This window comes from Enterobacter sp. BNK-34 (assembly GCF_048684445.1).
Classification (GTDB): Bacteria; Pseudomonadota; Gammaproteobacteria; order Enterobacterales; family Enterobacteriaceae; genus Enterobacter; species Enterobacter pseudoroggenkampii.
In genome coordinates, this window is sequence record NZ_JBLQUA010000001.1 from 4,670,900 (window position 1) to 4,696,611 (window position 25,712).

Here is a 25,712-nt window from a genome sequence, read left to right on the forward strand (position 1 = left end):
CGCCCCGCAGGCTGGATAAGGCGCAAAGCGTCGTATCCGGCACAATAATGTCATCACGCCCACTGGCGCATACGCTGATGCAGCGTCAACGACGGTTTCTCCGCAAACAATTGCTGATAGTCAGTGGCAAACTGCCCCAGATGCCAGAATCCCCACTGCATGGCGGCGTCTTTTACCGTCACGCTTTGCGACCACGGGCTTATCAGCTCGCGACGCACGGCGTTCAGACGAATACGTTTTAACCAGGCATTCGGACCAATTCCGAGTATCGTATGAAAGGCGTTTTGCAGCGTCCGACGGCTGACGTGCAACTGATTACACAGGTCAAGTACGGTCAGCGGCTCTGACATATTTTCCAGCACATATTCGCGCGCACGCGACAGCAGGCGACGATAGCTCTGATGGCTGATACTCTCGGCCGTGATTATCGGCTGCGCTTCTTCCAGCATTGTGCCCATCGCCAGCAGCAGGTTGTCGCCCAGCACTTTGCGTACCGCAGGTTGATGGAGGTTTACCGGATTCTCGCTAAATGTCGCCAGCGCCTGCTGCACAAAGCCCCATAGAGCAGCTTTGTGTTGTTCTTTCACTTCCAGCGCCGACTGGTTACGCAGCATATGCATCACCCTTTCCGGGTTATGCAGGAAGTTGGCCTGACGGGCAATGGCCTCTTCAGAAATGACGACGCCCAGAATGGTGTAATCATCCGGCGTACTCAGTTCAAACTCCGTCCCGCCCGGGCGGGTGGCAATTTCAGCGTTACCCAGACACTGGGTGCCAATAAATCCCTGTTCGCAGCGCGTGGCCGGAATACCAAACCAGAACGAGTTCGGCCAGACAAGACATGACTGACGCAGCGCCAGTCCGGTGTATTCACGGAACACCTGAATATCGTCGAGCAGGATTTCCGTGAACTCGCCATGAAATTTTCCCGGATGCAGCTGGTCGTAGATTTGCTGCCAGGCGGTAATCGTCAGCGCATGCTCATACACATCCGTTGTTCGCCGCTGATGAACGTTGTCCACCTCCACTTTCGGCGTAAGTTTAACGTCTTCGGGTAATGCTTCATGATAAAGATGGTGCAGGTTTGCAGTTCGGGTCTTTTTCATGATCTTTTAAGCCGGAAGCCTCCACGAAGCCCCGGCCCTCCGACAGGTTAATTTTTTAAGCGATAGCGACTACTGCGTTTACGCAACGCTCCGTGAGAAAAGAGCTCTTCCAGCGCCTTTCTGGCTTCATCAAGTGACCAGCCAAAGTGGGCAGCCACTTCCCCTGCCGTCATTCCTTGACGGACCGATGCCAACAGCGCCAGAAGTTGCTCAGAGGATTCAGACGTCAACGGGGCATCCTGCGTCTTCTGCGGATTTACCTCTGTTTTCACTTCTGGCTTCTGTTCTGGTTTCTTCGGCTGGCGCGTAAAACCGCCGATCAGCCACTGGGTGTCATCGTCCGGCCGGCCTATTTCCTTACGGCTGATAACACGGCCTGTACGCGCTGCGGCAGCGCTGCCGGCATCCAGTGCTGCGCGGCACGCAGCCAGATCGCCTTCCACCACCAGCGTCAGCCGGCCAGGATCGAGCACTTCGTGGCTCAACAGACGCACGTTAGCGGCTTTCAACATGGCATCTGCCGCGTCGACGGCAGCCACCATGCCATCCACTTCCAGTAATCCCAGTGCATTGATCATCACTACCTCTCTTACGCGCGCTGGACTGGATTACGGGCAATATCCAGCACGGCATCAGCAAAGGCGTTACAGGCGGCTTTACAGGCGGCCTGGCTACCTGTCAAAAACGCGGCCGAATAGTTGGTTTCTGACGGTGGCGGCACATAGGTGACAATCTGCACATCAGCAGATTTCAGCGCAGCATCAATACCCAACGTCGCCTCCAGCGGCGGCGCCACCAGATACGCCATCGGATCGCCAGGTCGGCATCCTGCGGTCGCCGAGAGATACGACCCGGTACGCGAAACCACATGCGCCAGGAAAGCGGTATCTTCTGCGTCATTTGCCCACTGGAACGCCGCACCGCTTTCAATATTGGCCACCATCGCGTCCAGACCTGCGCGAACTTCGGCCGGGTTTGGCCCTCCGAGCATAATCAGCACTTCGCCCGAGGTTGGAGAGGGGCTGTGCGCCGCGCCGGCATACAGCGAGCGGCCATAAACCACTTCGACCATTGCCTGTTTTGTCGCTTCGTCTGCGGCAATATACGCCACGTCATCAGAATCTGCTGTGATGAGTCCAAGGCTACGTATATGTGGCGGTAATTTAAGTTCACGGGCAAAACCGTCATTTACCGAGGCAATCACGCGCATTGCGGTGACTGAAGGTCTAATCAAATCTAATGCTGGCATGATGCCTCCTTAACGGGTCATATTGATGCCGGATGCTTTTTGCTCCAGCATGCGCCTGGCCAAATCCACAATCACCGCCGCCGCTTCAACCGGTGGCGTACCGCCCTGATGAATATTCGAGATACAGGTACGGTCAGCTTCAACGGTCGTCGCCACGCGCGGCGAATAGACGGCATAGCAGGAAAGGCTTTCAGACTGGCCAAGGCCCGGACGTTCCCCAACCAGCAGGATCACCGCTTTCGCACCAAGCAGTTCGCCGATCTGATCTTCGATTTTCACGCGACCATAGCGAACAAAGAACGGTGTCCCAACCTTCAATCCGGCCTGTTTTAAGCCCGACAACAGCGGCGGCAGGATCTCTTCGTAGTTGGCGGTGATGGCGTCGGTAGACAGGCCATCAGAGATAATCACCTGCACATCCGGGTTCATTACACACTGTGATTTCAGCGCTTCAATGGCTTCCGCACTCAGACGACGCCCCAGATCCGGGCGCGTCAGGTACAGGTTTTTGTCACTGATTTCCGAGCGTACTTCCAGCAGCCCCTGGGCTTTTACCCACTCTTCGGGCACTTCTTTCAACACCGTGTCTTTTGAACGCGAGTGATCGGCCAGGAAACGCAGCAGCGCCTGAGTGCGCGGGCGTGGACCGGCACGGCCGGTACATACACGCGCGGCGGTGCTGCGACGCAGCTCGGTTAACACCTCTGCGCGATGCGGGTTCTCAACGCCAATCCACGCTTTGGCCTCGGCTGAGCCTAAATCCATTGCACAGCTTTCACCCGTTGGTGCAGCACACTGCGCGGTGCTACATTTCTCTTCAGGTGACGACGCTTGCGCCTGCGGCTGCGACTCTCCCATTGACGCCATAACGCTGCGTACAATTTCTTCAATCTGTTTTTGATCCATCGTGTGTCATCCCCGCGTCATCAGAAGAACAGTGACGGATCGCCCGCCCGTTTGGTCAGGCGACCGTTTGCCATAATGCCCATGGTTTCCAGCCAGCGTTCAAACTCCGGCGACGGCCGTAAATTCAGCAACTGACGGACGGTGGCGGTATCGTGAAAGGCGGTGGTCTGATAGTTGAGCATGATGTCGTCACCGAGCGGCATGCCCATGATGTAGTTGCAGCCAGCGGTGGCGAGCAAAATCATCAGGTTTTCGTTGAGGTTCTGGTCAGCATCAGCATGGTTGGTGTAGCAGCAGTCGCAGCCCATTGAGATGCCACTCAGCTTGCCCATAAAGTGATCTTCCAGACCCGCGCGAATAATCTGACGATCGTTGTACAGATACTCCGGCCCGATAAAGCCCACCACGGTGTTCACCAGAAACGGATCGTAGTGACGCGCCAGCCCGTAGTTACGCGCTTCCATCGTCACCTGATCGGCACCGAAGTTAGCGCCTGCGGAGAGCGCAGACCCTTGTCCGGTTTCGAAGTACAGGCAGTTTTCACCGGCGATGCGGTTGAACTCCGCACCCACCGCACGTGCTTCATCCAGCATGGCCAGCTCAACGCCGAACTCTTTTAAGCCTTTCTCGCTGCCGCAGATACTCTGGAAAATCAGTCCGCCCGGCGCGCCGCGACGGATCGCTTCGATCTGGGTGGTAACGTGTGCCAGTACGCAGCCCTGGGTCGGGATGTTGAATTTATCGATAACGCCGTACACGGTATTCAGTACGCGGCTTAAGTTTTCCACATCATCCGTTACCGGGTTTACGCCAATTACCGCATCGCCCGCACCGAAGGAGAGTCCCTCGTAGATTTGTGCCGCAATACTCTGCACGTCATCACGGGTGTCGTTCGGCTGTAAACGGCAGCTGAAAGTGCCAGGAAGACCAATAGTGGTGTTGGCCTTTTTGATCACCGGCATTTTCTTACCGCCGTAGATCAGGTCCGCGTTAGAGCAGATTTTTGCTACCGCGGCGACCACTTCCGACGTTAACCCTTTACGCGTAAACGCAATGTCATCAACGGAGGTTTCATCGCTCAGCACGTACTCGCGCAGTTCGCTGATGCTCCAGTTTTTGATGCGGTTATAGGCCGTTTCGTTGACGTCATCCTGAATCAGACGCGTGACGCAGTCCTCTTCATAGGAAATCACCGGGTTATTGCGGATATCCGCCACCGTCATTTCTGACAGCACCTGCTTGGCCGCCACGCGCTCCTGCGAACTGGTTGCAGCTACCCCTGCCAGCACATCCCCCGAACGCAGTTCGTTGGCTTTTGCCAGCACCTCTTTCACATCCTTAAACTGATAAACATTGCCGAACAATGTGGTCTTTAGTTTCATAAGTCGTTCCCTCAGGAAGGAAATGCGAGTGATTTCACCGTCACCGGCACAACCGATCCGCCAAAAAGAGGCGTACCAATGTCGATATAGTCCCCCGCCCGAACAACCACCTCATCGATGACCGCCAGCGGGTGTTGCTGTAACTGTGGGCGTAACAGCATGCCCAGGGCTTTACCAAAATCCTGCTCGGCTACCACCAGCAGGGGATGCGGATTCGGATAGCGCGCGACAAAGGCCAGCAGCGCATCAATCACCGTTAATAGCGCGGCGTAGCGCACCGGCAGCGAACCGGGCAGCGCCAGCACGTAGGCGTCCGTTTGCGGATCCAGATCGAGTTGCATCAGCGCTTGCTGCCAGGCGGCAACCAGATCAGCCTCATCAACCGGAATCGCCACCGGCAGATTGCGCAGCGGAAGCGCCACGCCTTCCAGCCAGATAGTGCTGCCCGAAAGCGACAGCGTATGCGCACCGGCACCAATCACCGTGGCACGCACGGTCTGCGCCGGGAACTGCACGTTCATCTCACGCAGACGCGGATGTTCATGCAGCGCCGTGGCAAGAAGCGGCCCGATATCGGAAAAACAGAACGGATCGGCAGGTTGGTTGCGGTAGCATTCGCCCACTCCCCCTGAAAGCGTAATCACATCCGGTTTCACACCCGCAGGCAGTAAACCGGTTTGCATCATCGCCTGCGCCAGCGGTGAAAGCGTGCCGTCAATCACCTCCACAATCAGCGCCGCCATCCGTCTGGCCACCTGAACAAGCTGCGCCGCATTGAGGGCTCGGGCGTCAAAGCCCGGACCAAATACGTCATCAACAATCATCTGCCCCGGTTGATGCGCATGCACCACTCGCCCCTGACCGTCCGTTTCCAGAAGCCTTCCACCAACGTTCAGGCAGGCCGAACCGCTGACCTTTCCGGCATCGAACAGGACGTAGTTCGACGTCCCGCCGCCGATGTCGATATTCAGTACCCGGCACATTTTTTGCTCGGACAGGGTTTGCACTCCCGCGCCTTGACCGGCAATCACCGATTCCAGATGCGGGCCGGCGCTGGCAACCACAAAGTCCCCCAGCGACTGGGAGAGCGCCATCACTGCGGGTCGTGCGTTGCGGGTTTTGGCGCTTTCTCCGGTAATGATGATCGCACCGGAATCGACGGCCTCAGGCTTGATGCCCGCCGCCTGATACTGGGCGAGGATCAGCGCCTTAAGTTCGGCCTCTTTCAACCCGCCCTGTTTATCAACCGGGGTAAAGAACACCGGGCTTTGCCAGCTAATTTCGCGTTTGATGAATTCGTAGCGCGGCACCTGCGACACTGCCGCACGGTTGACCAGCTCAAGGCGCGAGAAGATCACCTGAGTGGTGGTGGTGCCGATATCGATACCGACGCTGAGTAGCTGGCGAATATTCACGATTGCGCCTCCGGATGAGTGTCTGCTGGTGCCGGAACATCTTCATCTTTCGGTACTAACAGCATAGCCACGCCAATCGCCGTCACACCGCCGATCAACTTGCCGACAATCATTGGGAAGATCATCGCGTTCATGTTGGCAGCAGCGAAGCCTAAGTGGTCCCCCAGAGCAAAGGCCGCAGAGACCGCAAAGGCGCAGTTGATCACTTTGCCGCGGGTATCCATATTCTTCATCATGCCGAACATCGGGATGTTGTTCGCCAGCGTCGCGACCATCCCCGCAGCCGCAATGTTATTAACGTTTAACAGGTTGCCGACGCTCATCAGCGGTTTTTCAAACCAGCGGGTCAACAGCAGCACCATCGGGTAGGCGCCCAGCAGCACACAGGAGATAGAACCGATAACTTCGATGGCGCGCATCACTTCACCCGGCCTGTCTCCCGGTGCCATGAAGATAGGATCAAGACCCGGAATCAGCTCCCAGCCGAGCAGGAATTTGATCACCGCAGCCGCCAGACCGAGGGTGATCAGCGCCACAAGGAATTTCGCGAAGATCTGGAAGCCGTTGATCATTTTTTCCGGGATGAATTTCAATCCCAGCGCCACCAGCACGGCCACGATCAGCACCGGGATCATGTTCATCAGGATCAGCGCAAAAGTGAACTCTACCGGCTGACCATTGATTTCGACGCTGGAGTACATCGCGACCAAACCACCCGCAATACAGCCAACTGGAATGGTGACAATACCGGCCAGCACGCCCAGCGCCAGATAACGACGATCGGACGGTTCAATAATTCCCAGCGCAACCGGAATGGAGAAGACCAGCGTCGGCCCCATCATCGCTCCGAGGATCAGGCCAGAGTACAGCCACGCCGCAACGTCGCCGCCCGCCAGTTCTTTCGCCAGGAAGAAGCCGCCCATATCGCACGCCAGCAGCGTTCCGGCAAACATCGACGGGTTTGCGCCCAGCATTTCGTACAGCGGAATAATCACCGGCCCAAGCACATGCGCCAGTACGGGTGCCAGCGCGGTCATACCGACCATTGCCAGGCCCAGCGCGCCCATCGCCATGAAACCTTCTTCAAACTGGCCGCCCGAACCCTCAATACTCTTACCGAACTTACCGAGGAAGCGCGCCGAACCGCCGAACTGCGACAGGATCCTGTCCACGGCGGCAATCAGCATAAAGAACATCATGATGTACATGATGATTTCGTTAATTCCCATAACCTTCACTCCCTGTCATATGTGTATTTATTGTGCCGTCGCATACAACGCGATAATGTCGGCCTGCGTGGCGGTGCGTGGGTTACTGCGAATACAAATATCCTCCAGCGCGGCATGCGCCCATGCGCTGTAATGCTCGGGCTTTGCCCCAACGTCAGAGAGTCGTTTTGTCTGGCCCACTTCACTAATCAACTCGCTGACGGCGTTGATGGCATCGCGATCGTCCGACTTCTTGTTAGTTAACGCCCGTCCGATATGGCTGAAGCGCTCACGACACACCATGCGGTTGAACCCCATTACCGTGGGCAGCAGCATGGCGTTAGCCTGTCCGTGCGGGATATGCAGCGCAGCGCCCGGCTGGTGCGCCATCGCATGACACAAGCCCAGTCCCGCGCTTGAAAACGCCATTCCCGCCATGCAGGACGCCAGCAGCATGCTTTCCCGCGCCACCAGATCCTGACCGTAGCCGACGGCCTTTGGCAGCGATTTACCGATCATCGCAATCGCGCCAATCGCCAGGCTGTCGGTAAACGGCGTCGCGTTCAGCGCGCTATATGCTTCAACGGCGTGCGTCAACGCATCGATCCCGGTCATCGCCGTGACGTGTGCGGGCACACCTTCCGTCAGCGCGGCGTCAAGGATCGCCACATCCGGCATCAGCAGTGCGTGGGCCAGCACTTGTTTAAGTCCTGTCGCGGCGTCGATAATCACCGTGACGTTAGTGGTTTCTGAACCCGTTCCGGCGGTAGTTGGCACCGCAATCAGCGGCAGACGCGCACGCAACACGCTGTGCTCCGTCATGTCAGCCAGCGTCTGCGTGGGGTTGGTCACCAGCAACGCGACTGCCTTTGCGGCATCCAGTACGGAACCGCCGCCGAAGGCCACAACGCTATCGCACTTCGATTCACGCAATTGCGCGACCGCCGCGCAGACGTCCGTAATGCACGGTTCGCCCGCCGGACATGGCCACAGCGTCATCGCCACGCCTTTCATCGCCAGGCTGCGCTCCAGTGCAGCGGTCATCCCCGCCTGATGCAGGAAACGATCAACCATGACGAACATATGCGTCAGTCCGCGCGCTTTTGCTTCCTGCCCACAGGTACTCAGCGCTCCCAGTCCACATAACGTAACCGGTGGAACGCTAAACGTTTTTACGCGTTGCAGATTCAGGGTATCGAATGCCTGAAAGAGCGCGGTCTGCAATTCAGCTTGCATAGATTCCCTCCGCTTTTTCTTTTCCGCTATTTGCAATCGCCAGCGGAGTCATAAACAGGCTGTGCTGGGGTAAATGCACCTGCAGCTTCGGGAAACGCTTACGGAACAGTTCATCAACGCCCGGCTGCATACAGGAGCCACCGGCCAGCCACAAGTCAGCGACGCCCTGTCCGGCTATATGGTGAGCCACGATTTCCGCCATCTTTTCGTAGACCGGCTTAACCACTGGCCAGATTTCTTTGCCATTGCTGCGCTTGTACTGCTCGGCTTCCTCCAACTGGATGCGACGGTTCCCGGCGAGCGTCAGGGAAATATGGTGCCCGCCGGTCGCTTCATCGGCGGAATAGATCACTTTGCCCTGTTTAACAATGGCAATCCCGGTGGTACCGCCCCCGATATCCACCACGCCAGCGTTATCGAGCTGCAACAGGTCCGCCACCGCGGTCGGTTCGTCGAGCACATGACTCACTTCAAGTCCGGCAGACTCCAGCACGTTGATCGAAATGCGCCGGTCCGTTCCCGGTGGAAACGAGGTTGCCGCATGGGTAAAGCGGCAACCCAGCTGTTGTTCGAGCGTATCGAGATGGCGACGAACGAGGGTCACCGCGCCGAAGAAATCCCAGACGATGCCATCGCGCACGACATCGGCCCAGTCCAGGCAAACCGCAACCGGCTGTCCGTCACTGTCGACAACCATCGACACCACATCACACGTTCCCAAATCAACGCCCAGCCACAGCGGTGAATCGCTCACAGCAGGCGTCTGGTTACATAGCGCTGCCGCTTTTAGCAGCCTGGGTGTCAGCCAACGCTGTTCGTCGTGCGCCATCCCTTTTACTCCTTATACAATTCTGAAGGCGTCCACCAACACACAGCGACGCAGACGCACAAACGTGCGCGCGCTGGTCACCCCTTCCCCGGTTGGTGTGGTAATGGTCATCGTGGTCCAGCCTTCGCCGCCGAGTCCAAGCCCCGCAATACACGGTCCGTTCTTGACGAAAATGCTGGTATCAATGGCGTTTGCCATGCGGTTCATGTTGTCGATATTGCGCGAATGCATCGCCGCCGTATGGTGACAGCCGCCTTCAAGCTTGACCGCCAGTTCAATGGCCTCATCGACGCTGGCGACCCGCACGACAGGCAGCACCGGCATCATCAATTCGGTGACGGCAAACGGATGCGTCGCTGAGGTTTCGACGAATAACAGCCGCGTTTGCTCTGGTACGGTCAGACCAATCGTCGCCGCGATTTTTCCTGCATCGCGGCCTACCCAGTCACGACTGACCGTGCCTTTACCGCGCTCATCGATATTTTTCAGCAGCACAGGTTGCAGCTGTTCGGCCTGAGCCGCTGTCAGTTTCACCGCATGCTGGCTTTCCATCAGGCGCATCAGTTCGTCGGCAACGCTATCCACGACGATCAGGACTTTTTCATCGGCGCAGATGATGTTGTTATCAAACGATGCGCCTTTGACGATCGACTGCGCCGCGCGGGCCAGGTCGGCCGTTTCATCCACCACCACCGGCGGGTTACCCGCGCCGGCGGCAATCAGACGCTTGTTGGTGTGCTTACGCGCAGCATCCACTACGGCTTCACCGCCGGTCACCACCAGCAGGCCGATGCCTGGGTACTTGAACAGGCGCTGGGCGGTTTCGATATCCGGATTGGCAACGGTCACCAGCAGGTTTGCCGGGCCGCCTGCGGCAACAATCGCCTGGTTAAGCAGCGTAATGGCGCGCTGAGAGACTTTTTTTGCCGCAGGATGCGGAGCGAAGACCACGCTGTTGCCAGCGGCAATCAGGCTGATGGCGTTGTTAATAACGGTTGCGGCAGGGTTGGTAGACGGCGTCACCGAGGCCACCACGCCCCACGGCGCATTTTCAATCAGCGTCAGGCCGTTATCGCCGGTCAGGACCTGTGGAGACAGGCATTCCACCCCCGGCGTACCGCGTGCCTGCGCCACGTTTTTGGCAAATTTATCGTCAACGCGTCCCATGCCGGTTTCTGTGACGGCAAGTTCCGCTAATTCTCTGGCGTGCTTTTCGCCCGCCTCGCGAAGAGCCGTGATAGCCAACTGACGCATGGCGACGCTTTTCAACCCCTGCTGGGCCAGTTTTGCTGCCGTCACTGCGTCATCCAGGGAGGCAAAAACGCCCATTTCTTGAACGGCACTGACGGGCTGGCTGCTGTCTTTCATTTTCAGCAGCACCGCTTTCACGACCTGTTCAATATCCTGTTGATTCATGATTTTCTGCCTTATTTATGGAAGATCACCTGGCCACCAGCCACCACTTCATCGACGATGCCAATCACGCACAGATCGACAGGTGATGATTCGTGACGGTGCGCCTGACGGGCTGAGCTGCCGCTGACCAGCAGCACCCACTCCCCGGTTCCCGCTCCGATGCTGTCGATAGCAACAGAGCACTGGCCGTCGGGATTACCCTGGGCATCAATCATTTCCACCATCAGCAACTTGTCGTGCGCGAGCCCCTGATGGCGTACGGTACAAACAATTTGTCCTGTGACGATTGCCAGTTTCATACGCGCCTCCGTGGCATATTTCAGGTAAAACCTCCCCCTACCCTCCGCAGAAGGTAATGTGAAAAGGAGAGAGGGTGACGCCAGCAATGAAATTTGTGGCGTCACATGGACGACTTACATGTCGTTGCTGTCGCCTTTAAAGCTAATCGGGAACACTTCTTCCAGATCGCCATGCGGACGCGGGATCACGTGTACGGAAACCAGCTCGCCAATACGCTGTGCAGCCGCAGCACCTGCGTCTGTTGCCGCTTTACATGCCGCTACGTCGCCGCGGACCATAGCAGTGACCAGACCGCCACCGATCTGCTTCACGCCAACCAGTTTCACACGTGCCGCTTTAACCATTGCGTCAGAAGCCTCAATCAGTGCAACCAGGCCCCGGGTTTCAATCATTCCTAATGCTTCCATTTTGCTTTCCTCTTAAGTCACAGGGGTCCAGAACGGGACCTTATACAACCAGTGTGTGCGAGGCGTTTTCACGACTCACGTCAGTCTGGCGCGGCACAGCGGCCACCAACGCCAGTTCGATAATTTCCTGTACGCTACAGCCGCGAGAGAGGTCGTGAAGCGGTGCGGCAAGCCCCTGAATCAAGGGGCCAACGGCGCGATACCCTCCCAAACGCTGGGCAATTTTGTAGCCAATATTGCCTGCCTCCAGCGACGGGAAAACCATCACGTTGGCATTGCCCTTTAACGGACTGGCGGGCGCTTTTTGCGCGGCGACTTCCGGAACAAAGGCGGCATCAAATTGCAGTTCGCCATCCACGATAAGCTGCGGGGCACGCTCACGAACAATCTCCGTCGCCTGCTGCACGTTAGCGACGTTGGGATGGCGAGCGCTGCCATTACTTGAAAACGACAGCATGGCCACGCGCGGCTCTTCCCCCGTGATCCCCTGCCATGTCTGCGCGCTGGCAATCGCAATATCCGCCAGCTGTGCGGCGGTGGGCTGCGGCACGACGCTGCAATCGGCAAACCCTAATGACGGCCCGAGATACTGCGGCAGCATCAGGAAAATTGACGACAGCGTTTTACAGCCTGGCTGTAGCCCAATAATGCGCAAACCGGCGCGCAGCACGTTGGCCGTCGACGATAGATTGCCCGCAATACAGACGTCAGCTTTACCCGCGCTGACCATTGCCGCGGCGAACATCAGCGGATCGTTGAGTTTTTCCCGGGCATCCGAAGGCGTTTTATCTCCCGCGCGGGTCAACCAGCGCAGCGCAAACTCTTCACGCATTGGCAGGTTGCTTTGCGGATCGATAACCTGAATGCCATCCATCGCCACCCGGTGGCTGAGAGCAAACTGGCGCAGCGCAAACGGACTGGCGACGAGAATGGGACGCGCCAGACGGTGCTGATGCAGATAATTTGCCGCCTTCAGTACCCGAACATCCAGCGCATCCGGAAACACCACCCGTGCAGGTGAGCGGTGGGAGAGTTGACGAGCACGTTCAATGATCATGGTTTCTCCCCCAGTCGCTGTTGAATTTGGCTAACCGTCAGCGGGTGCTTCGCAACGCTCAGAATCATCATGACGTAGACCGTACTGGAAAGGCGGTTGAGCGCCTGCATGATGTCCGGTCGCATGACTTCAAAACTACGGGTGATGAAAACCTGGGCCGCCACCGTCTCCGTTTCACGGACTTTGGTACGCAGCAGATTAAGCAGCGCGCAATCATGTCCGTGACTGGCTTCAGGCACCAGATGGTCGTGGTCCAGATAGCGCAGCGGCTGATGCGAAAGGCGGTGTAAATCGTCGTCACTTAAGCCGACGATAGCTTGTGCTCCCAGCAGCTCGTCCATCGCATCGGCGCGCATAATGTTGCCCAGGCGCGAACGGATATCCGAAAGCCACGGCTGCCACGGTTGCCCAAGCTCTATCTGCAACCACACGGCCAGCGCGATGGTGCTGTCCAGCGCGGCGCGAAATCCCAGGCGCGGATCACTTTTGGCAACCATCTTGTTCGCCGTCAGATGCGTCAGCGTGTCAGGTTTCTTCACCACCGGTTGATGACACAGTTCGCAGCTGGCCTGTGGATGCGTATCGCTGCTGGTTAACCCATGCACCGGCTGCGGCTGCTGGTCTTCGTCAGCAATAAACAGGCTGCCCTGCTCGTCGATAAACTTAATGCGCAGATGTCGGCTTTCCAGTAATTCCCGGGCAGACGGCGTCAGGCGAGCGTCAGCGGGGAGATGAATTTCAGCCCCTTCGCTGAGCGTATGATTCGCTCTGAGCCATGCTTCGGTAATGAAATCCTTCATACATCCGCCTTAGCAGGACTGCCAGTTCGCAGGCCAGGCCACATACAGAAACTTCACCGTCGAGGGCGTACCAAATTCGATGCTGGAGCCTTTCGGGATAAACATCACGTCCCCGGCTTTAGCAATCATGGTTTCACCTTCGTGACGAACGTGCAGCTCACCTTCCAGAATCATGTCGATTTCGTCGTAGTTCAGCGTCCATGGGAAAAAGGCGTTATCCCACTGCATGAACCCGGCGGCCATACTGCTGCCGTCCTGGTCGGTCACCAGATCGGTTAACCCCACACAGTGCGGCTGTGCGCCGTCAAAACGACCAAACTTCACGCTACTGCCGTCGATGACTTTGACGCCGCCTTTGCCAGTTACCGAGTTAAAGCTCGGCTGCATTCCGCCCTGCTCCAGCGACTGCTTCTCCTTCATGACTTTGTCCATCAGTTGGGCAACCAGGCTTTCGGTAAACTGTCCTTCCGGTAACTGTGCAATGATGGTTTCGCGAATGCGTTGGTTTTCCGTTTTGCCATCAATCACCGCAGCCGGTTTAGCAGCGGCTGCGCATGGCGTGGATTCATCGCATTCGCTGATGGTGACGCCCAGCAGCTCCGCAACTTCGCGCGCCTCCGGGGTGATGATGCTGGCGCGCAGAACAACTGACATTTCCTGTTCGCCGCGTGCGTGGGCCGCACGAATATCGTTAGCTGTGATGAGTTTTTTCACCTGCCCTTTCCTCCTTTTGGCTGAGCTCAGTCAGATAATCCACCAGATGCTGCACGCTGCGCGGGTCATGGCTATTGAGCTCAAAAATCGGCTCCTGAAACCCCATCCCGCAAAGAAGTTGTTGCGTTGCGGCGACGTCGGCATCCGGCAGGTCCGTTTTGCTGATAACGGCGATTTGTCGTTTACTTGCGCCAATATCCAGCAGCCCGGCAGGTAAGCGACTTTCTTTATCATTTGCCGCATGTATATAAATCAACGTATCGACATCCTGCAGCGTGGTAATTAAGGCGTGATACCAGCGAGGATGGCTAAAATATTCCCCTGGCGTATCGATATCGCCATTCTCATTAAACTCCACGGCCTGTGTTTTTCTGGCGAGGGAATAATTTCCCTGTAGCGCATTAAAGAGCGTCGTTTTCCCCGCCCCCACCGTACCGACAAACGCAATACGTTTCATCGCCGCCTCTGATTAACTTTTTGTCAGATTGCACAATGTGAAATTTAATAACCGGCCCAGACCACTTACCGTCTGTAATAACGCTTCTTCTACCGCGCCTACCGAGCCGTAGATAACCAGCGCACCGCTGAATCTATCGAGAAAACCGATATGTACATCTGCCGCCTTCAGGGCTAAGTCACCGGCAATCATCGCCGTTTCCCCTGGCGTCAGCGTCATGATGCCGATGGCACCGGCTTCGGGAACGCCGATCTTTTTTGCCAGTTCCTCTCCGGGGTGCGCAATGAGATGCGCCAGCGTGACCTGTTTCCCCGGCACAAATTCCTGAATAATGCGTTCTTTTTCCATTGCTCACCGCCTCCTCTAAAACTGCCCTCATCGTGGCAATTTTTTGTCAGAGCAAATAACAAAATTCGGCAACCAGGTTTAAAAGGTGAAGTGGATCACTAAGAAAGGGAAAATAAAAAGGCGCGGGAGAAACCCGCGCCGGAAATAAATTAAAGTGATATTACAGCGGCTGCGTCTGCGCCTCAACCACCGCCAGCGCCACCATGTTCACGATACGACGCACGGAGGCAATCGGCGTTAACACATGCACCGGTTTTGCCACGCCCATCAGTACCGGTCCTACGGTCACCCCTTCAGAGCTGGAGACGCGCAGCAGGTTATAGCTGATACGTGCCGCTTCCACGTTCGGCATAATCAGTATATTGGCCGATCCCTTCAGCGGGCTGTCCGGCATACGTTCGTTACGGATGCTCTCTACCAGCGCCGCATCGCCATGCATTTCCCCGTCAATCATCAACTCCGGCGCGCGCTCGCGCACCAGCGCCAGCGTCTCACGCATTTTGCAGGCCGCCGCGGATTTAGACGAACCAAAGTTAGAGTGCGACAGCAGCGCCACCTTCGGCTCGATACCAAAGCGACGCAAGGTCTCGGCGGCCATCACGGTGATCTCCGCCAGCTCGTCCGGAGTCGGATCGTCGTTAACGTAGGTATCAGCAATAAAGGTGTTGCCGCTTGGCAGCAGCAGCGCGTTCATCGCCCCGGCGGTATGGACGCCATCGCGATAGCCAAAGATCTCCTGCACCACGCTAAAGTGCTCGTGGTAATCGCCGATGGTGCCGCAGATCAACGCATCCGCCTCGCCGCGATGGACCATGATCGCGCCGATCACCGTCGTGTTGCTGATCACCGCTTTCTGCGCCTGCTCCTGAGTGATCCCCCGACGCTTCATGATCGCGTAGTATTCGCTCCAGTACTCTTTGAAGCGCGGATCGGATTCGTTGTTGACGATCTCGAAGTCGACGCCCGGCTTAATCTGCAGGCCCAGCTTCTGGATACGCATCTCAATCACGCTCGGACGACCAATCAGGATCGGTTTCGCCAGGCCTAAGGTGATCAGCTCCTGGGTGGCGTGCAGCACGCGCGCCTCTTCCCCTTCCGCCAGCACTACGCGCTTCGCGTCGGCGCGCGCCTGGGAGAAGATCGGCTTCATGAACAGGTTGGTTTTATAGACAAACTCGGTGAGCTTATCGACGTAAGCGTCGAAATCGTGAATCGGACGCGTCGCCACGCCGGAGTCCATCGCCGCTTTGGCCACCGCGGGAGCAATTTTGACAATCAGACGCGGGTCGAACGGTTTTGGAATGATGTAGTCCGGACCGAAGCTCAGATCCTGATCGCCGTACGCAGACGCGACCACTTCGCTCTGCTCGGCGTGCGCCAGTTCCGCGATGGCGTGAACGGCGGCAAGCTTCATCTCTTCGTTGATCGCCGTTGCGCCGACGTCCAGCGCACCGCGGAAGATGAACGGGAAGCAGAGCACGTTGTTGACCTGGTTCGGGTAGTCAGAACGCCCGGTACAGATAATGGCGTCTTCACGCACCGCTTTCGCCAGCGGCGGCAGGATTTCCGGTTCCGGGTTCGCCAGGGCCAGGATCATTGGCGCACGCGCCATCTTCTTCACCATCTCCTGGGTCAGCACCTTCGGACCCGAGCAGCCGAGGAAGATATCCGCGCCGTCGATCACGTCGTCCAGGGTGCGTTTACCGTCGTCTTCCACCGCATAGGCCGCTTTGGTTTCCGCCATGTTCGGCTCGCGGTCTTTATAGATAACGCCTTTGGAGTCGCAGACCACAATGTTGTGTTTCTGCATACCCAGCGCCACCAGCAGGTTCATACAGGCGATGGCCGCGGCGCCTGCGCCAGAAACCACCATGCGCACGTCGGAGAGATTTTTCTCTACCACGCGCAGGCCGTTCAGAATCGCGGCGGTGCTGATAATCGCGGTGCCGTGCTGGTCATCATGGAACACGGGAATGTTCATACGCTCGCGCAGCTTCTGCTCGATATAGAAACATTCCGGCGCTTTGATGTCTTCCAGGTTAATCCCGCCGAAGGTCGGCTCCAGCGCGGCCACCACGTTGATGAATTTGTCAGGGTCGAGCTCATCCACCTCGATATCGAACACGTCGATACCGGCGAATTTCTTGAACAGTACCCCCTTCCCTTCCATCACCGGTTTACCGGCCAGCGCACCGATGTTGCCCAGCCCCAGCACCGCCGTGCCGTTAGAGATCACGGCGACAAGGTTGCCACGCGCGGTGTATTTGTAGGCCGCCAGCGGGTCTTTTTCAATTTCCAGACACGGGGCAGCTACGCCCGGCGAATAGGCCAGCGCCAGATCGCGCTGGGTTGCCAGCGGCTTGGTTGGGGAGACCTGGATTTTCCCCGGGACAGGAAACTCGTGAAAATCGAGGGCACTCTGTTTTAACTGATCGTCCATCTTGTTATTCCTTTTACGTATCGGTCAGATAGTATCGCCGCAGGACAGCGCATAAACTTTGAAGGCTGCCAAACTCTCACCATCACACATTAAAAATTGTTATCAATTTATAACAGCCATGTTACCCGTCTCAAAAGCAATGCCTCCCCCGTCTGCTATGCTTTTTTGTTAAGTCCATCATGATTTTTCCAGAAGTGTGAACTAACGCACTCAGCTAACGCTTTTATTTCCAAGGAGTAATCATTTATGAACCAGCTAGACGGCATCAAAAAATTCACCACCGTGGTTGCAGACAGCGGCGATATCGAGTCGATTCGCCACTATCAGCCGGAGGATGCGACCACCAACCCTTCGCTGCTGCTCAAAGCGGCCGGGCTTGCCCATTTTAGCCATCTGATTGATGACGCCATTGCCTACGGTAAACAGCGCGGGAAAACGCAGGAGCAGCAGGTCGCCGAAGCCAGCGACAAGCTGGCGGTTAATTTTGGTGCAGAAATTCTGAAAAGCATTCCGGGACGCGTCTCGACCGAAGTCGATGCCCGCCTCTCATTCGATAAAGAAAAAAGCATTAATAAGGCGCGTCGTCTGGTGGAGCTCTACCAGGATCAGGGCATCGATAAATCACGCATTCTGATCAAGCTCGCCTCCACCTGGGAAGGCATCCGCGCGGCAGAGGTGCTGGAAAAAGAGGGTATCCACTGCAACCTGACGCTGCTGTTCTCGTTTGCCCAGGCGCGCGCCTGCGCGGAAGCGGGCGTGTTCCTCGTCTCGCCGTTTGTCGGGCGCATCTACGACTGGTATCAGGCAAAACAGCCGATGGATCCGTACGTGGTGGATGAGGATCCGGGCGTGAAATCGGTCCGTAACATCTACGATTACTACAAACAGCACCGCTACGAAACCATCGTGATGGGGGCCAGCTTCCGCCGTACCGAGCAGATCCTCGCCCTGGCAGGCTGTGACCGTCTGACCATCTCCCCTAACCTGCTCCAGGAACTACAGGACAAAGAAGAGACGGTGATCCGTAAGCTGGTGCCCACCTCTACCGTTCTGCCAAAACCGAAAACCATGACCGAAGCGGAGTTCCGCTGGGAGCACAACCAGGACGCAATGGCTGTGGAAAAACTGGCGGAAGGTATCCGCCTGTTCGCCGTCGACCAGCGCAAACTTGAAGACCTTCTCGCCGCCAAACTTTAACCTTGCCACGGAGTGAACTATGTCCCGTAAAGAGCTCGCCAATGCCATTCGCGCCCTCAGCATGGATGCCGTGCAGAAAGCCAATTCCGGCCACCCCGGCGCACCGATGGGCATGGCCGATATTGCCGAAGTGCTGTGGAATGACTTCCTGAAGCACAACCCGAATGACCCCACCTGGTACGATCGCGACCGCTTTATTCTCTCCAACGGTCACGCCTCAATGCTGCTCTACAGCCTGCTGCACCTTTCCGGCTACGATCTGCCGCTTGAGGAGCTGAAAAACTTCCGCCAGCTGCACTCCAAAACGCCGGGGCACCCGGAGATTGGCTATACGCCGGGCGTGGAGACCACCACCGGGCCGCTCGGTCAGGGGCTGGCCAATGCGGTCGGGCTGGCGATTGCCGAGCGTACGCTGGCGGCACAGTTCAACCAGCCGGACCACGAGATTGTCGATCACTACACCTACGTGTTTATGGGTGACGGCTGCCTGATGGAGGGGATCTCCCACGAGGTCTGCTCGCTGGCAGGCACGCTGGGGCTCGGCAAGCTGATCGGGTTCTACGATCACAACGGCATCTCCATCGACGGGGAGACCGAGGGCTGGTTTACCGACGACACGGCAAAACGCTTCGAGGCCTACCACTGGCACGTGGTGCATGAGATTGACGGTCACGACCCTGAGGCGGTGAAAAAAGCGATTCAGGAAGCGCAGAGCGTGAAGGACAAACCGTCCCTGATTATCTGCCGCACGGTCATCGGCTTCGGCTCGCCGAACAAGGCGGGCAAAGAGGAGGCGCACGGCGCGGCGCTGGGCGAGGAGGAAGTGGCGCTGACCCGGCAGAAGCTGGGCTGGAAATACCCGCCGTTTGAGATCCCAAAAGAGATCTACAGAGCCTGGGATGCCCGTGAAGACGGCGAGAAGGCCCAGCACGCCTGGAACGAGAAGTTTGCCGCTTATAAAAAAGCGCACCCGGAGCTGGCCGCCGAGTTCTCCCGCCGCATGAGCGGCGGTCTGCCGGAAGACTGGGACGATAAAACCCAGGCGCTGATTGAAAACCTGCAGTCCAACCCGGCGAAGATCGCCACCCGTAAGGCGTCGCAAAATACGCTGAACGCAATCGGCCCTATTCTGCCCGAACTGCTCGGCGGCTCGGCGGACCTGGCGCCAAGCAACCTGACGATCTGGTCCGGCTCGAAATCGCTGAAAGAGGATATTGCCGGGAACTATATCCACTACGGCGTGCGCGAGTTCGGGATGACCGCGATCGCCAACGGCATCGCCCATCACGGTGGGTTTGTGCCGTACACCGCCACTTTCCTGATGTTCGTCGAGTACGCCCGTAACGCGGCGCGCATGGCGGCGCTGATGAAGGCGCGGCAGATTATGGTCTATACCCACGACTCCATCGGTCTGGGAGAAGACGGCCCCACCCACCAGGCGGTTGAACAGCTGGCTAGCCTGCGCCTGACGCCAAACTTCAGCACCTGGCGTCCGTGCGATCAGGTCGAAGCGGCGGTGGGCTGGAAGCTGGCGGTAGAACGCCACAATGGTCCAACGGCACTGATTTTGTCACGCCAGAATCTGGCGCAGATTGAGCGCACGCCGGAACAGGTGAAAAACATCGCCCGCGGCGGCTACATTCTGAAGGACAGCGGCGGCAAGCCGGACGTGATCCTGATTGCGACCGGTTCCGAGGTGGAAATCACGGTGAAAGCGGCGGAAAAGCTGACTGCAGAAGGCCACGCGGTGCGCGTGGTGTCCCTGCCTTCTACGGATATTTTTGACGCTCAGGACGAGGCGTACCGGGAGTCGGTGCTGCCCTCTAACGTCGCGGCGCGCGTGGCGGTGGAGGCCGGTATCGCCGACTACTGGTACAAGTATGTCGGGCTCAAAGGGGCGATTGTCGGCATGCGGGGCTACGGTGAGTCCGCCCCTGCCGATAAGCTGTTCCCGTACTTCGGCTTTACGGTTGAGAACGTGGTGGAGAAGGCGCTGAGCGTGCTGTAGTGCGGTCTGCGTTGCCGGGTGGCGCTGTCGCTTACCCGGCCTGGAAAATCGGGTGGCATTGCCACCCTTTTTTATACCACCCGGACGCCCGCCGCCATCGCCCGCTCCGGCGTTAACAACACGCTTTCGCTGGCGTCATCGGTTTCCGCGCAGAGCAGCATGCATTCAGACGTTTCGCCGCGCATCTTCGCTTTCGCCAGATTACACAGCACCACCACCGTTTTTCCCATAAGCTCTTCTTCCCGGTAATACGGCACCAGGCTGGTGACGGTTTGCAGCGTTTTTCCGCCCACATCAATCTGCGCGATATAGAGTTTGTCTGCGTTGGCGTGGCGCTTAACGTCCACAATCGTCCCCACGCGGATCTCCAGCTTTGCAAAGTCATCGTAAGCTATCGTGTCCATGCTCTCTCCTTGGTAAAGTTTTACTAAATACTAGCACGCTATTTGCCGGAAGCAATGGGCAGGATATTTAGTAAAAACGGATGCATGTCCTGATTCATCCTTTACAATGGGTCATCACGTGGGGGAATAAGGACAAACATGGCTACGCTCAAAGACATCGCGACGGAGGCTGGCGTTTCGCTGGCGACGGTATCCCGGGTTTTAAACGATGACCCAACGTTGAACGTAAAAGAAGAGACCAAGCACCGCATTCTGGAGATTGCGGAAAAGCTGGAATACAAGAGCACAACGTCCCGCAAAATGCAGTCTGCCGCGGTGGGTCAGCAGCACATTCTGGCGCTCTACAGCTACCAGCAAGAGCTGGAGATTAACGACCCTTACTACCTTGCCATCCGCCACGGTATTGAGACACAGTGTGAAAAGCTGGGCGTCGAGTTGAGCAACTGTTACGCCAATGCCACCCTGCCAGAGAGTAAAAAACTTACCGGCGTACTGATTGTGGGCAAGCCCTCTTCAGCCGTCCTGCGCGCTGCAACTGCGTTAACGGACAACGTCTGCTTTATCGATTTTCACGAGCCCGGCAGCGCGTTCGATTCCGTCGACATTGACCTCTCGCGCATCAGCAAGCAGATCGTTGATTTCTTCATTGATCAGGGCGTTAAGCGCATTGGCTTTATCGGCGGGGAAGATGAGCCCGGCAAAGCCGATATCCGCGAAGCCGCTTTTGTCGAGTATGGTCGCCTGAAAGGGGTGGTGTCAGAACAGGATATCTGGCGCGGCGGTTTTTCCAGCTCATCCGGATACGAACTGGCAAAAACCATGCTGGCTCAGACAAGCTGGCCTACCGCCCTGTTTGTGGCCTCTGATTCGATAGCCATCGGCGTCTTGCGCGCTATCCATGAAAAAGGGCTGGCGATCCCGGAGGACATTTCGCTCATCAGCGTGAACGATATCCCGACCGCCCGCTTCACCTTCCCGCCGCTCTCTACCGTACGCATCCACTCGGAAATGATGGGCAGCCAGGGGGTTAACCTGCTGCTGGAAAAAGCCCGCGATGGCCGGACGCTGCCGCTGCAGGTTTTCGTGCCGAGCGTGCTGAAACTGCGCGGCACCACCCGCTAATTCCCCTCGTTTAACACACTGCCGGGCATGCCCGGCATTTTTTATTTCGTGATCGAGTTAAAGCAAATCAATTTTACTGATTTTATTTAGTAAAATATTTACTAAAATCTCCAGCAATGATGTTTACCCCCTACAGGGAGATCGCATGAATCGCTGGGAAAATATTCAACTCACGCATGAGAACCGGCTTCCGCCGCGGGCGTACTTCTTCTCATACGACACCGTCGCGCAGGCTCGCACCTTTGCCCGCGAGGCCAGCAGCCGCTTTCTGTCTCTGAGCGGTAAGTGGAACTTTCGCTTTTTCACCCACCCCCTTCTGGTACCGGAAAACTTTACCTCTGAGTATATGGCCGACTGGGGCGACATTACCGTCCCCGCCATGTGGCAGATGGAAGGCCACGGCCAGCTGCAGTACACCGACGAAGGCTTCCCCTTCCCGGTCGACGTGCCGTGGGTGCCTACAGACAATCCGACCGGGGCGTATCAGCGCCACTTCACGCTATCGGACGGCTGGCAGGGGAAGCAGACCCTCATCAAGTTTGACGGCGTCGAAACCTATTTCGAAGTCTACGTGAATGGTCACTACATTGGCTTTAGCAAGGGCAGCCGGCTGACCGCCGAGTTTGATATCAGCCACGCGGTGCACGGTGGGCAAAACCTGCTGTGCGTACGGGTGCTGCAGTGGGCGGATTCGACCTACATTGAGGATCAGGACATGTGGTGGACGGCCGGTATTTTCCGCGACGTCTATCTGATCGGCAAAAATCCCACTCACGTGCGCGACGTCACGATCAAAACCACCTTCGACGAGGCATGGAAAGACGCCACCCTCTTCTGTCAGCTTGAGCTGGAAAACCTGGCCCCGCACGCATCCGCCGTGTCGCTGGAGTATGCCCTGTATGATGGCGAAGCAGCGATCCATCAGGGCTCGACCGACAGCCTGACCGTGACCCGCAGCGCGGAAACCGCCTTTAGCATTGAGGTCAAACAGCCTCAGCAGTGGTCTGCGGAATCGCCCTACCTCTACCATCTGGTCGTAACGCTTAAAGATGAGCACGGACAGACGCTGGAGGTTATCCCTCAGCGCATTGGGTTCCGCGACATCAAGGTGCGAGACGGCCTGTTCTACGTGAACAACCGCTACCTGAAGCTGCACGGCGTAAACCGTCACGACAACGATCACCAGAAAGGCCGCGCCGTGGGCATGGATCGCGTCGAGCGCGACCTGATCCTGATGAAGCAGCACAACATCAACTCGGTACGCACCGCCCACTACCCTAACGATCCGCGCTTCTACGAGCTGTGCGACCTCTACGGCCTGTTCGTCATGGCGGAGACGGATGTGGAATCCCACGGCTTTGCCAACGTCGGCGACCTGAGCCGCATCACGGACGATCCGGTGTGGGAACATGTCTACGTTGAGCGCATCGAGCGCCATATTCACGCCCAGAAAAACCACCCTTCCATCATCATCTGGTCGCTTGGAAACGAGTCCGGCTACGGCTGCAATATTCGCGCCATGGCCCGGGCTGCAAAGGCGCTGGACGACACGCGCCTGCTGCATTACGAAGAAGATCGCGACGCCGAGGTGGTGGATATCATCTCCACCATGTACACCCGCGTGCCGCTGATGAATTTGTTCGGCGAGTATCCCCACGCCAAACCGCGCGTTATCTGCGAATACGCCCACGCGATGGGCAACGGCCCCGGCGGTCTGAGCGAGTATCAAAACGTCTTCGATCGCCACGACTGCATTCAGGGCCACTACGTCTGGGAGTGGTGCGACCACGGTATTCAGGCGGTAGATGCCAGCGGCAATACGTATTACGCCTACGGCGGCGACTTTGGTGACTATCCGAATAACTACAACTTCTGCCTCGACGGGCTGATCTACTCCGATCAAACGCCGGGTCCGGGGCTGCGCGAATATAAGCAGGTGATTGCCCCGGTCAAACTGCGCTGGCAGAACGGCGAGCTGCACGTTGAAAACCGCTTCTGGTTCACCAGCCTGGACGATTACACCCTGCTCGTTGAGGTGCGTGCCGAAGGTGAAACCCTGCACAGCCAGCCGCTGACAATTACCGGGCTGGCCCCCAACAGCACCCGCAGCGTGAGCCTGAACCTGCCCGGACTCGACGAGCGCGAAGCGTTCCTGACCGTGCGCATCAGCAAAAACAGCCGCACGCGCTACAGCGAAGCCGGGCACGAGATTGCGGTGTATCAGTTCCCGCTAAAAGCGTGTACGGCTCACGTCACGCCGTTTAGTAACGCTAACGCCACACCGCTGCGGCTGGCAGAAGACCGTCTGAACTGTACCGTGATCGGGCATAACTTCCGCGCACGCTTCTCAAAAGTGACGGGGAAACTCTGCTCCTGGCTGGTTAACGGTGAAGAAAGCATCACCCGTGAACCAAAGATTAACTTTTTCAAACCGATGATTGATAACCACAAGCAGGAGTATGAGGGGCTGTGGCAACCCAACCATCTGCAGATTATGCAGGAGCACCTGCGCGGTTTTGAGGTCGAGCAGCAGGACGATGCGATCTTCATTACCACCCGCACGCTGATTGCCCCGCCGGTGTTTGATTTTGGTATGCGCTGCACCTATCGCTGGCGCATTGCCGCCGACGGGCAAATTAACGTTGAGCTGAGCGGTGAACGCTACGGTGATTACCCGCACATTATCCCGTGCATCGGCTTTACCCTCGGCATCAACGGCGAATTCGACCAGGTAAGCTACTACGGACGCGGCCCTGGAGAGAACTACCCGGACAGCCAGCAGGCCAGCACCATAGACCTGTGGCACACCACGGTGGACGAAATGTTCGAAAACTACCCGTTCCCGCAGAACAACGGCAACCGTCAGCAGGTGCGCTGGGCAACGCTCGCCAGCCGTCACGGCAGCGGCCTGCTGGTAGTGCCTGAACAGCCGATTCACCTCAGCGCCTGGCGCTACACGGCAGAGAACATCCACGCCGCGCAGCACTGCAACGAACTGCGTCGCAGCGAGGATATCACCCTCAATCTCGACCATCAGGTACTGGGCTTAGGCTCTAACTCCTGGGGAAGCGAAGTGCTGGATAGCTGGCGCGTCTGGTTCAGGCCGTTCCGCTACGGCTTCACCCTGCTCCCGCTGGAAGGCGGACACACCGCCGCGCAGGCACTGGCGCGCCATCGGTTCGGCAGCGGTTTCTTCTCCATGAATTCGCACAGCGAGGCAGAAAAATGATCGTTCTCGACAGCCTGGAACAGTTCCAGCAGCGTTATCGCACGGGCCGCAAATGGCAGCGCTGCACAGAGGCCATTAATAACATCGACCACATCCAGCCCGGCGTTGCCCACTCGATTGGTGACTCTCTGGCCTATCGCGTGACCAATGATGCCAGCACCGACGCGCTGTTCGTCGGCCATCGCCGCTATTTCGAGGTGCATTACTACCTGCAGGGCGCGCAGAAAATTGAGTACGCCGCAAAAGACGCCCTTCAGCTTGTGGAGTGCTACCGGGATGAAACCGACCGCGAATACCTGAAAGGCGTGGGTCATACCGAACAGGTGCGGGAGGGACAGATCGTGATATGTGAAAACCACGAGGCGTATCGCTTTATCAGCGAAACGCCAGCCAAAAAAGTCGTCCTCTATGTGACCATCGAAGACGGTTATTTCCATAACAAATAAAAAATCCAGCGGTGCCAATGAAGCACCGCTATCCTC

The 25,712-nt window shown here is 57.4% G+C and carries 24 protein-coding genes; 5 read left to right on the forward strand and 19 right to left on the reverse strand.

Going from position 1 to position 25,712, the window contains the following annotated elements; genetic code table 11:
• Positions 1-53: 53 nt before the first annotated feature.
• The 18 genes from eutR to maeB form a co-directional block, all read right to left on the reverse strand.
• Positions 54-1,106, reverse strand: coding sequence for an HTH-type transcriptional regulator EutR (eutR, locus tag ACMGG5_RS22970; RefSeq protein ID WP_024907601.1), 1,053 nt, complete (start codon positions 1,104-1,106; stop codon positions 54-56).
• Between the two features lie 47 nt (positions 1,107-1,153).
• Positions 1,154-1,684, reverse strand: a complete 531-nt coding sequence (eutK, locus tag ACMGG5_RS22975) for an ethanolamine utilization microcompartment protein EutK (protein WP_048989351.1) — start codon at positions 1,682-1,684, stop codon at positions 1,154-1,156.
• A gap of 11 nt (positions 1,685-1,695) precedes the next feature.
• Complete coding sequence (eutL, locus tag ACMGG5_RS22980) at positions 1,696-2,355, reverse strand: ethanolamine utilization microcompartment protein EutL (RefSeq protein ID WP_024907599.1); 660 nt, start codon at positions 2,353-2,355, stop codon at positions 1,696-1,698.
• Between the two features lie 9 nt (positions 2,356-2,364).
• Positions 2,365-3,261, reverse strand: coding sequence for an ethanolamine ammonia-lyase subunit EutC (gene eutC, locus ACMGG5_RS22985; protein WP_024907598.1), 897 nt, complete (start codon positions 3,259-3,261; stop codon positions 2,365-2,367).
• A gap of 20 nt (positions 3,262-3,281) precedes the next feature.
• Positions 3,282-4,643, reverse strand: coding sequence for an ethanolamine ammonia-lyase subunit alpha (gene eutB, locus ACMGG5_RS22990; RefSeq protein WP_048989349.1), 1,362 nt, complete (start codon positions 4,641-4,643; stop codon positions 3,282-3,284).
• Between the two features lie 11 nt (positions 4,644-4,654).
• Positions 4,655-6,058 carry an ethanolamine ammonia-lyase reactivating factor EutA gene (gene eutA, locus ACMGG5_RS22995; RefSeq protein ID WP_061714677.1) on the reverse strand — a complete coding sequence of 468 codons (1,404 nt, stop codon included), beginning with the start codon at positions 6,056-6,058 and terminating at the stop codon, positions 4,655-4,657.
• Positions 6,055-7,287, reverse strand: a complete 1,233-nt coding sequence (eutH, locus tag ACMGG5_RS23000; RefSeq protein ID WP_290093579.1) for an ethanolamine utilization protein EutH — start codon at positions 7,285-7,287, stop codon at positions 6,055-6,057. Before eutH ends, eutA begins: the two co-directional genes overlap by 4 nt.
• 27 nt (positions 7,288-7,314) lie before the next feature.
• Entirely contained in the window at positions 7,315-8,502 is a 1,188-nt protein-coding gene (gene eutG / locus ACMGG5_RS23005; protein WP_290093581.1) for an ethanolamine utilization ethanol dehydrogenase EutG, read from the reverse strand.
• Entirely contained in the window at positions 8,492-9,331 is an 840-nt protein-coding gene (gene eutJ / locus ACMGG5_RS23010) for an ethanolamine utilization protein EutJ (protein WP_024907594.1), read from the reverse strand. The genes eutG and eutJ overlap by 11 nt, the downstream gene beginning before the upstream one ends.
• A gap of 12 nt (positions 9,332-9,343) precedes the next feature.
• A complete protein-coding gene (locus ACMGG5_RS23015) occupies positions 9,344-10,747 on the reverse strand; it encodes an aldehyde dehydrogenase family protein (RefSeq protein WP_420278555.1) in 1,404 nt (467 codons plus the stop codon).
• 11 nt (positions 10,748-10,758) lie between these two features.
• The gene (gene eutN / locus ACMGG5_RS23020) at positions 10,759-11,046 is read right to left on the reverse strand and encodes an ethanolamine utilization microcompartment protein EutN (protein WP_090420087.1); all 288 of its coding nucleotides are present in this window, start codon (positions 11,044-11,046) and stop codon (positions 10,759-10,761) included.
• A 114-nt stretch (positions 11,047-11,160) separates the two neighbouring features.
• Positions 11,161-11,454 carry an ethanolamine utilization microcompartment protein EutM gene (gene eutM, locus ACMGG5_RS23025; protein ID WP_003835054.1) on the reverse strand — a complete coding sequence of 98 codons (294 nt, stop codon included), beginning with the start codon at positions 11,452-11,454 and terminating at the stop codon, positions 11,161-11,163.
• Between the two features lie 40 nt (positions 11,455-11,494).
• A complete protein-coding gene (gene pta / locus ACMGG5_RS23030) occupies positions 11,495-12,511 on the reverse strand; it encodes a phosphate acetyltransferase (protein WP_420278556.1) in 1,017 nt (338 codons plus the stop codon).
• Complete coding sequence (gene eutT / locus ACMGG5_RS23035; protein ID WP_370883414.1) at positions 12,508-13,311, reverse strand: ethanolamine utilization cob(I)yrinic acid a,c-diamide adenosyltransferase EutT; 804 nt, start codon at positions 13,309-13,311, stop codon at positions 12,508-12,510. The genes pta and eutT overlap by 4 nt, the downstream gene beginning before the upstream one ends.
• 9 nt (positions 13,312-13,320) lie before the next feature.
• Positions 13,321-14,025, reverse strand: a complete 705-nt coding sequence (gene eutQ / locus ACMGG5_RS23040; RefSeq protein ID WP_024907589.1) for an ethanolamine utilization acetate kinase EutQ — start codon at positions 14,023-14,025, stop codon at positions 13,321-13,323.
• Positions 14,003-14,482: an ethanolamine utilization acetate kinase EutP gene (gene eutP / locus ACMGG5_RS23045; protein ID WP_032646741.1), complete on the reverse strand. Its 480-nt coding sequence runs from the start codon at positions 14,480-14,482 to the stop codon at positions 14,003-14,005. Before eutP ends, eutQ begins: the two co-directional genes overlap by 23 nt.
• Positions 14,483-14,494: 12 nt before the next feature.
• Positions 14,495-14,830, reverse strand: coding sequence for an ethanolamine utilization microcompartment protein EutS (gene eutS, locus ACMGG5_RS23050; RefSeq protein WP_024907587.1), 336 nt, complete (start codon positions 14,828-14,830; stop codon positions 14,495-14,497).
• A 160-nt stretch (positions 14,831-14,990) separates the two neighbouring features.
• Positions 14,991-17,270 (reverse strand): NADP-dependent oxaloacetate-decarboxylating malate dehydrogenase, encoded by a 2,280-nt coding sequence (maeB, locus tag ACMGG5_RS23055; protein WP_420278557.1) that lies wholly within the window; start codon positions 17,268-17,270, stop codon positions 14,991-14,993.
• Positions 17,271-17,516: 246 nt separating this feature from the next.
• On the opposite strand from maeB, the gene tal reads away from it, so the two are divergent.
• Complete coding sequence (gene tal, locus ACMGG5_RS23060) at positions 17,517-18,467, forward strand: transaldolase (RefSeq protein WP_024907585.1); 951 nt, start codon at positions 17,517-17,519, stop codon at positions 18,465-18,467.
• Between the two features lie 19 nt (positions 18,468-18,486).
• Complete coding sequence (gene tkt, locus ACMGG5_RS23065) at positions 18,487-20,475, forward strand: transketolase (RefSeq protein ID WP_032646746.1); 1,989 nt, start codon at positions 18,487-18,489, stop codon at positions 20,473-20,475.
• Positions 20,476-20,546: 71 nt separating this feature from the next.
• On the opposite strand, the gene ACMGG5_RS23070 is transcribed toward tkt, so the two are convergent.
• Positions 20,547-20,879, reverse strand: a complete 333-nt coding sequence (locus ACMGG5_RS23070; protein WP_024907583.1) for a tRNA-binding protein — start codon at positions 20,877-20,879, stop codon at positions 20,547-20,549.
• 138 nt (positions 20,880-21,017) lie between these two features.
• Between ACMGG5_RS23070 and ebgR the strand changes: the two genes are divergently transcribed.
• The 3 genes from ebgR to ACMGG5_RS23085 all read left to right on the forward strand — a co-directional run bounded on the left by ebgR (position 21,018) and on the right by ACMGG5_RS23085 (position 25,676).
• Complete coding sequence (ebgR, locus tag ACMGG5_RS23075; protein ID WP_048989340.1) at positions 21,018-22,001, forward strand: transcriptional regulator EbgR; 984 nt, start codon at positions 21,018-21,020, stop codon at positions 21,999-22,001.
• 145 nt (positions 22,002-22,146) lie between these two features.
• Positions 22,147-25,230 carry a beta-galactosidase subunit alpha gene (gene ebgA / locus ACMGG5_RS23080; RefSeq protein WP_420278558.1) on the forward strand — a complete coding sequence of 1,028 codons (3,084 nt, stop codon included), beginning with the start codon at positions 22,147-22,149 and terminating at the stop codon, positions 25,228-25,230.
• Positions 25,227-25,676, forward strand: coding sequence for a beta-galactosidase subunit beta (locus tag ACMGG5_RS23085; protein WP_024907580.1), 450 nt, complete (start codon positions 25,227-25,229; stop codon positions 25,674-25,676). Before ebgA ends, ACMGG5_RS23085 begins: the two co-directional genes overlap by 4 nt.
• The last annotated feature ends 36 nt before the right edge of the window (positions 25,677-25,712 follow it).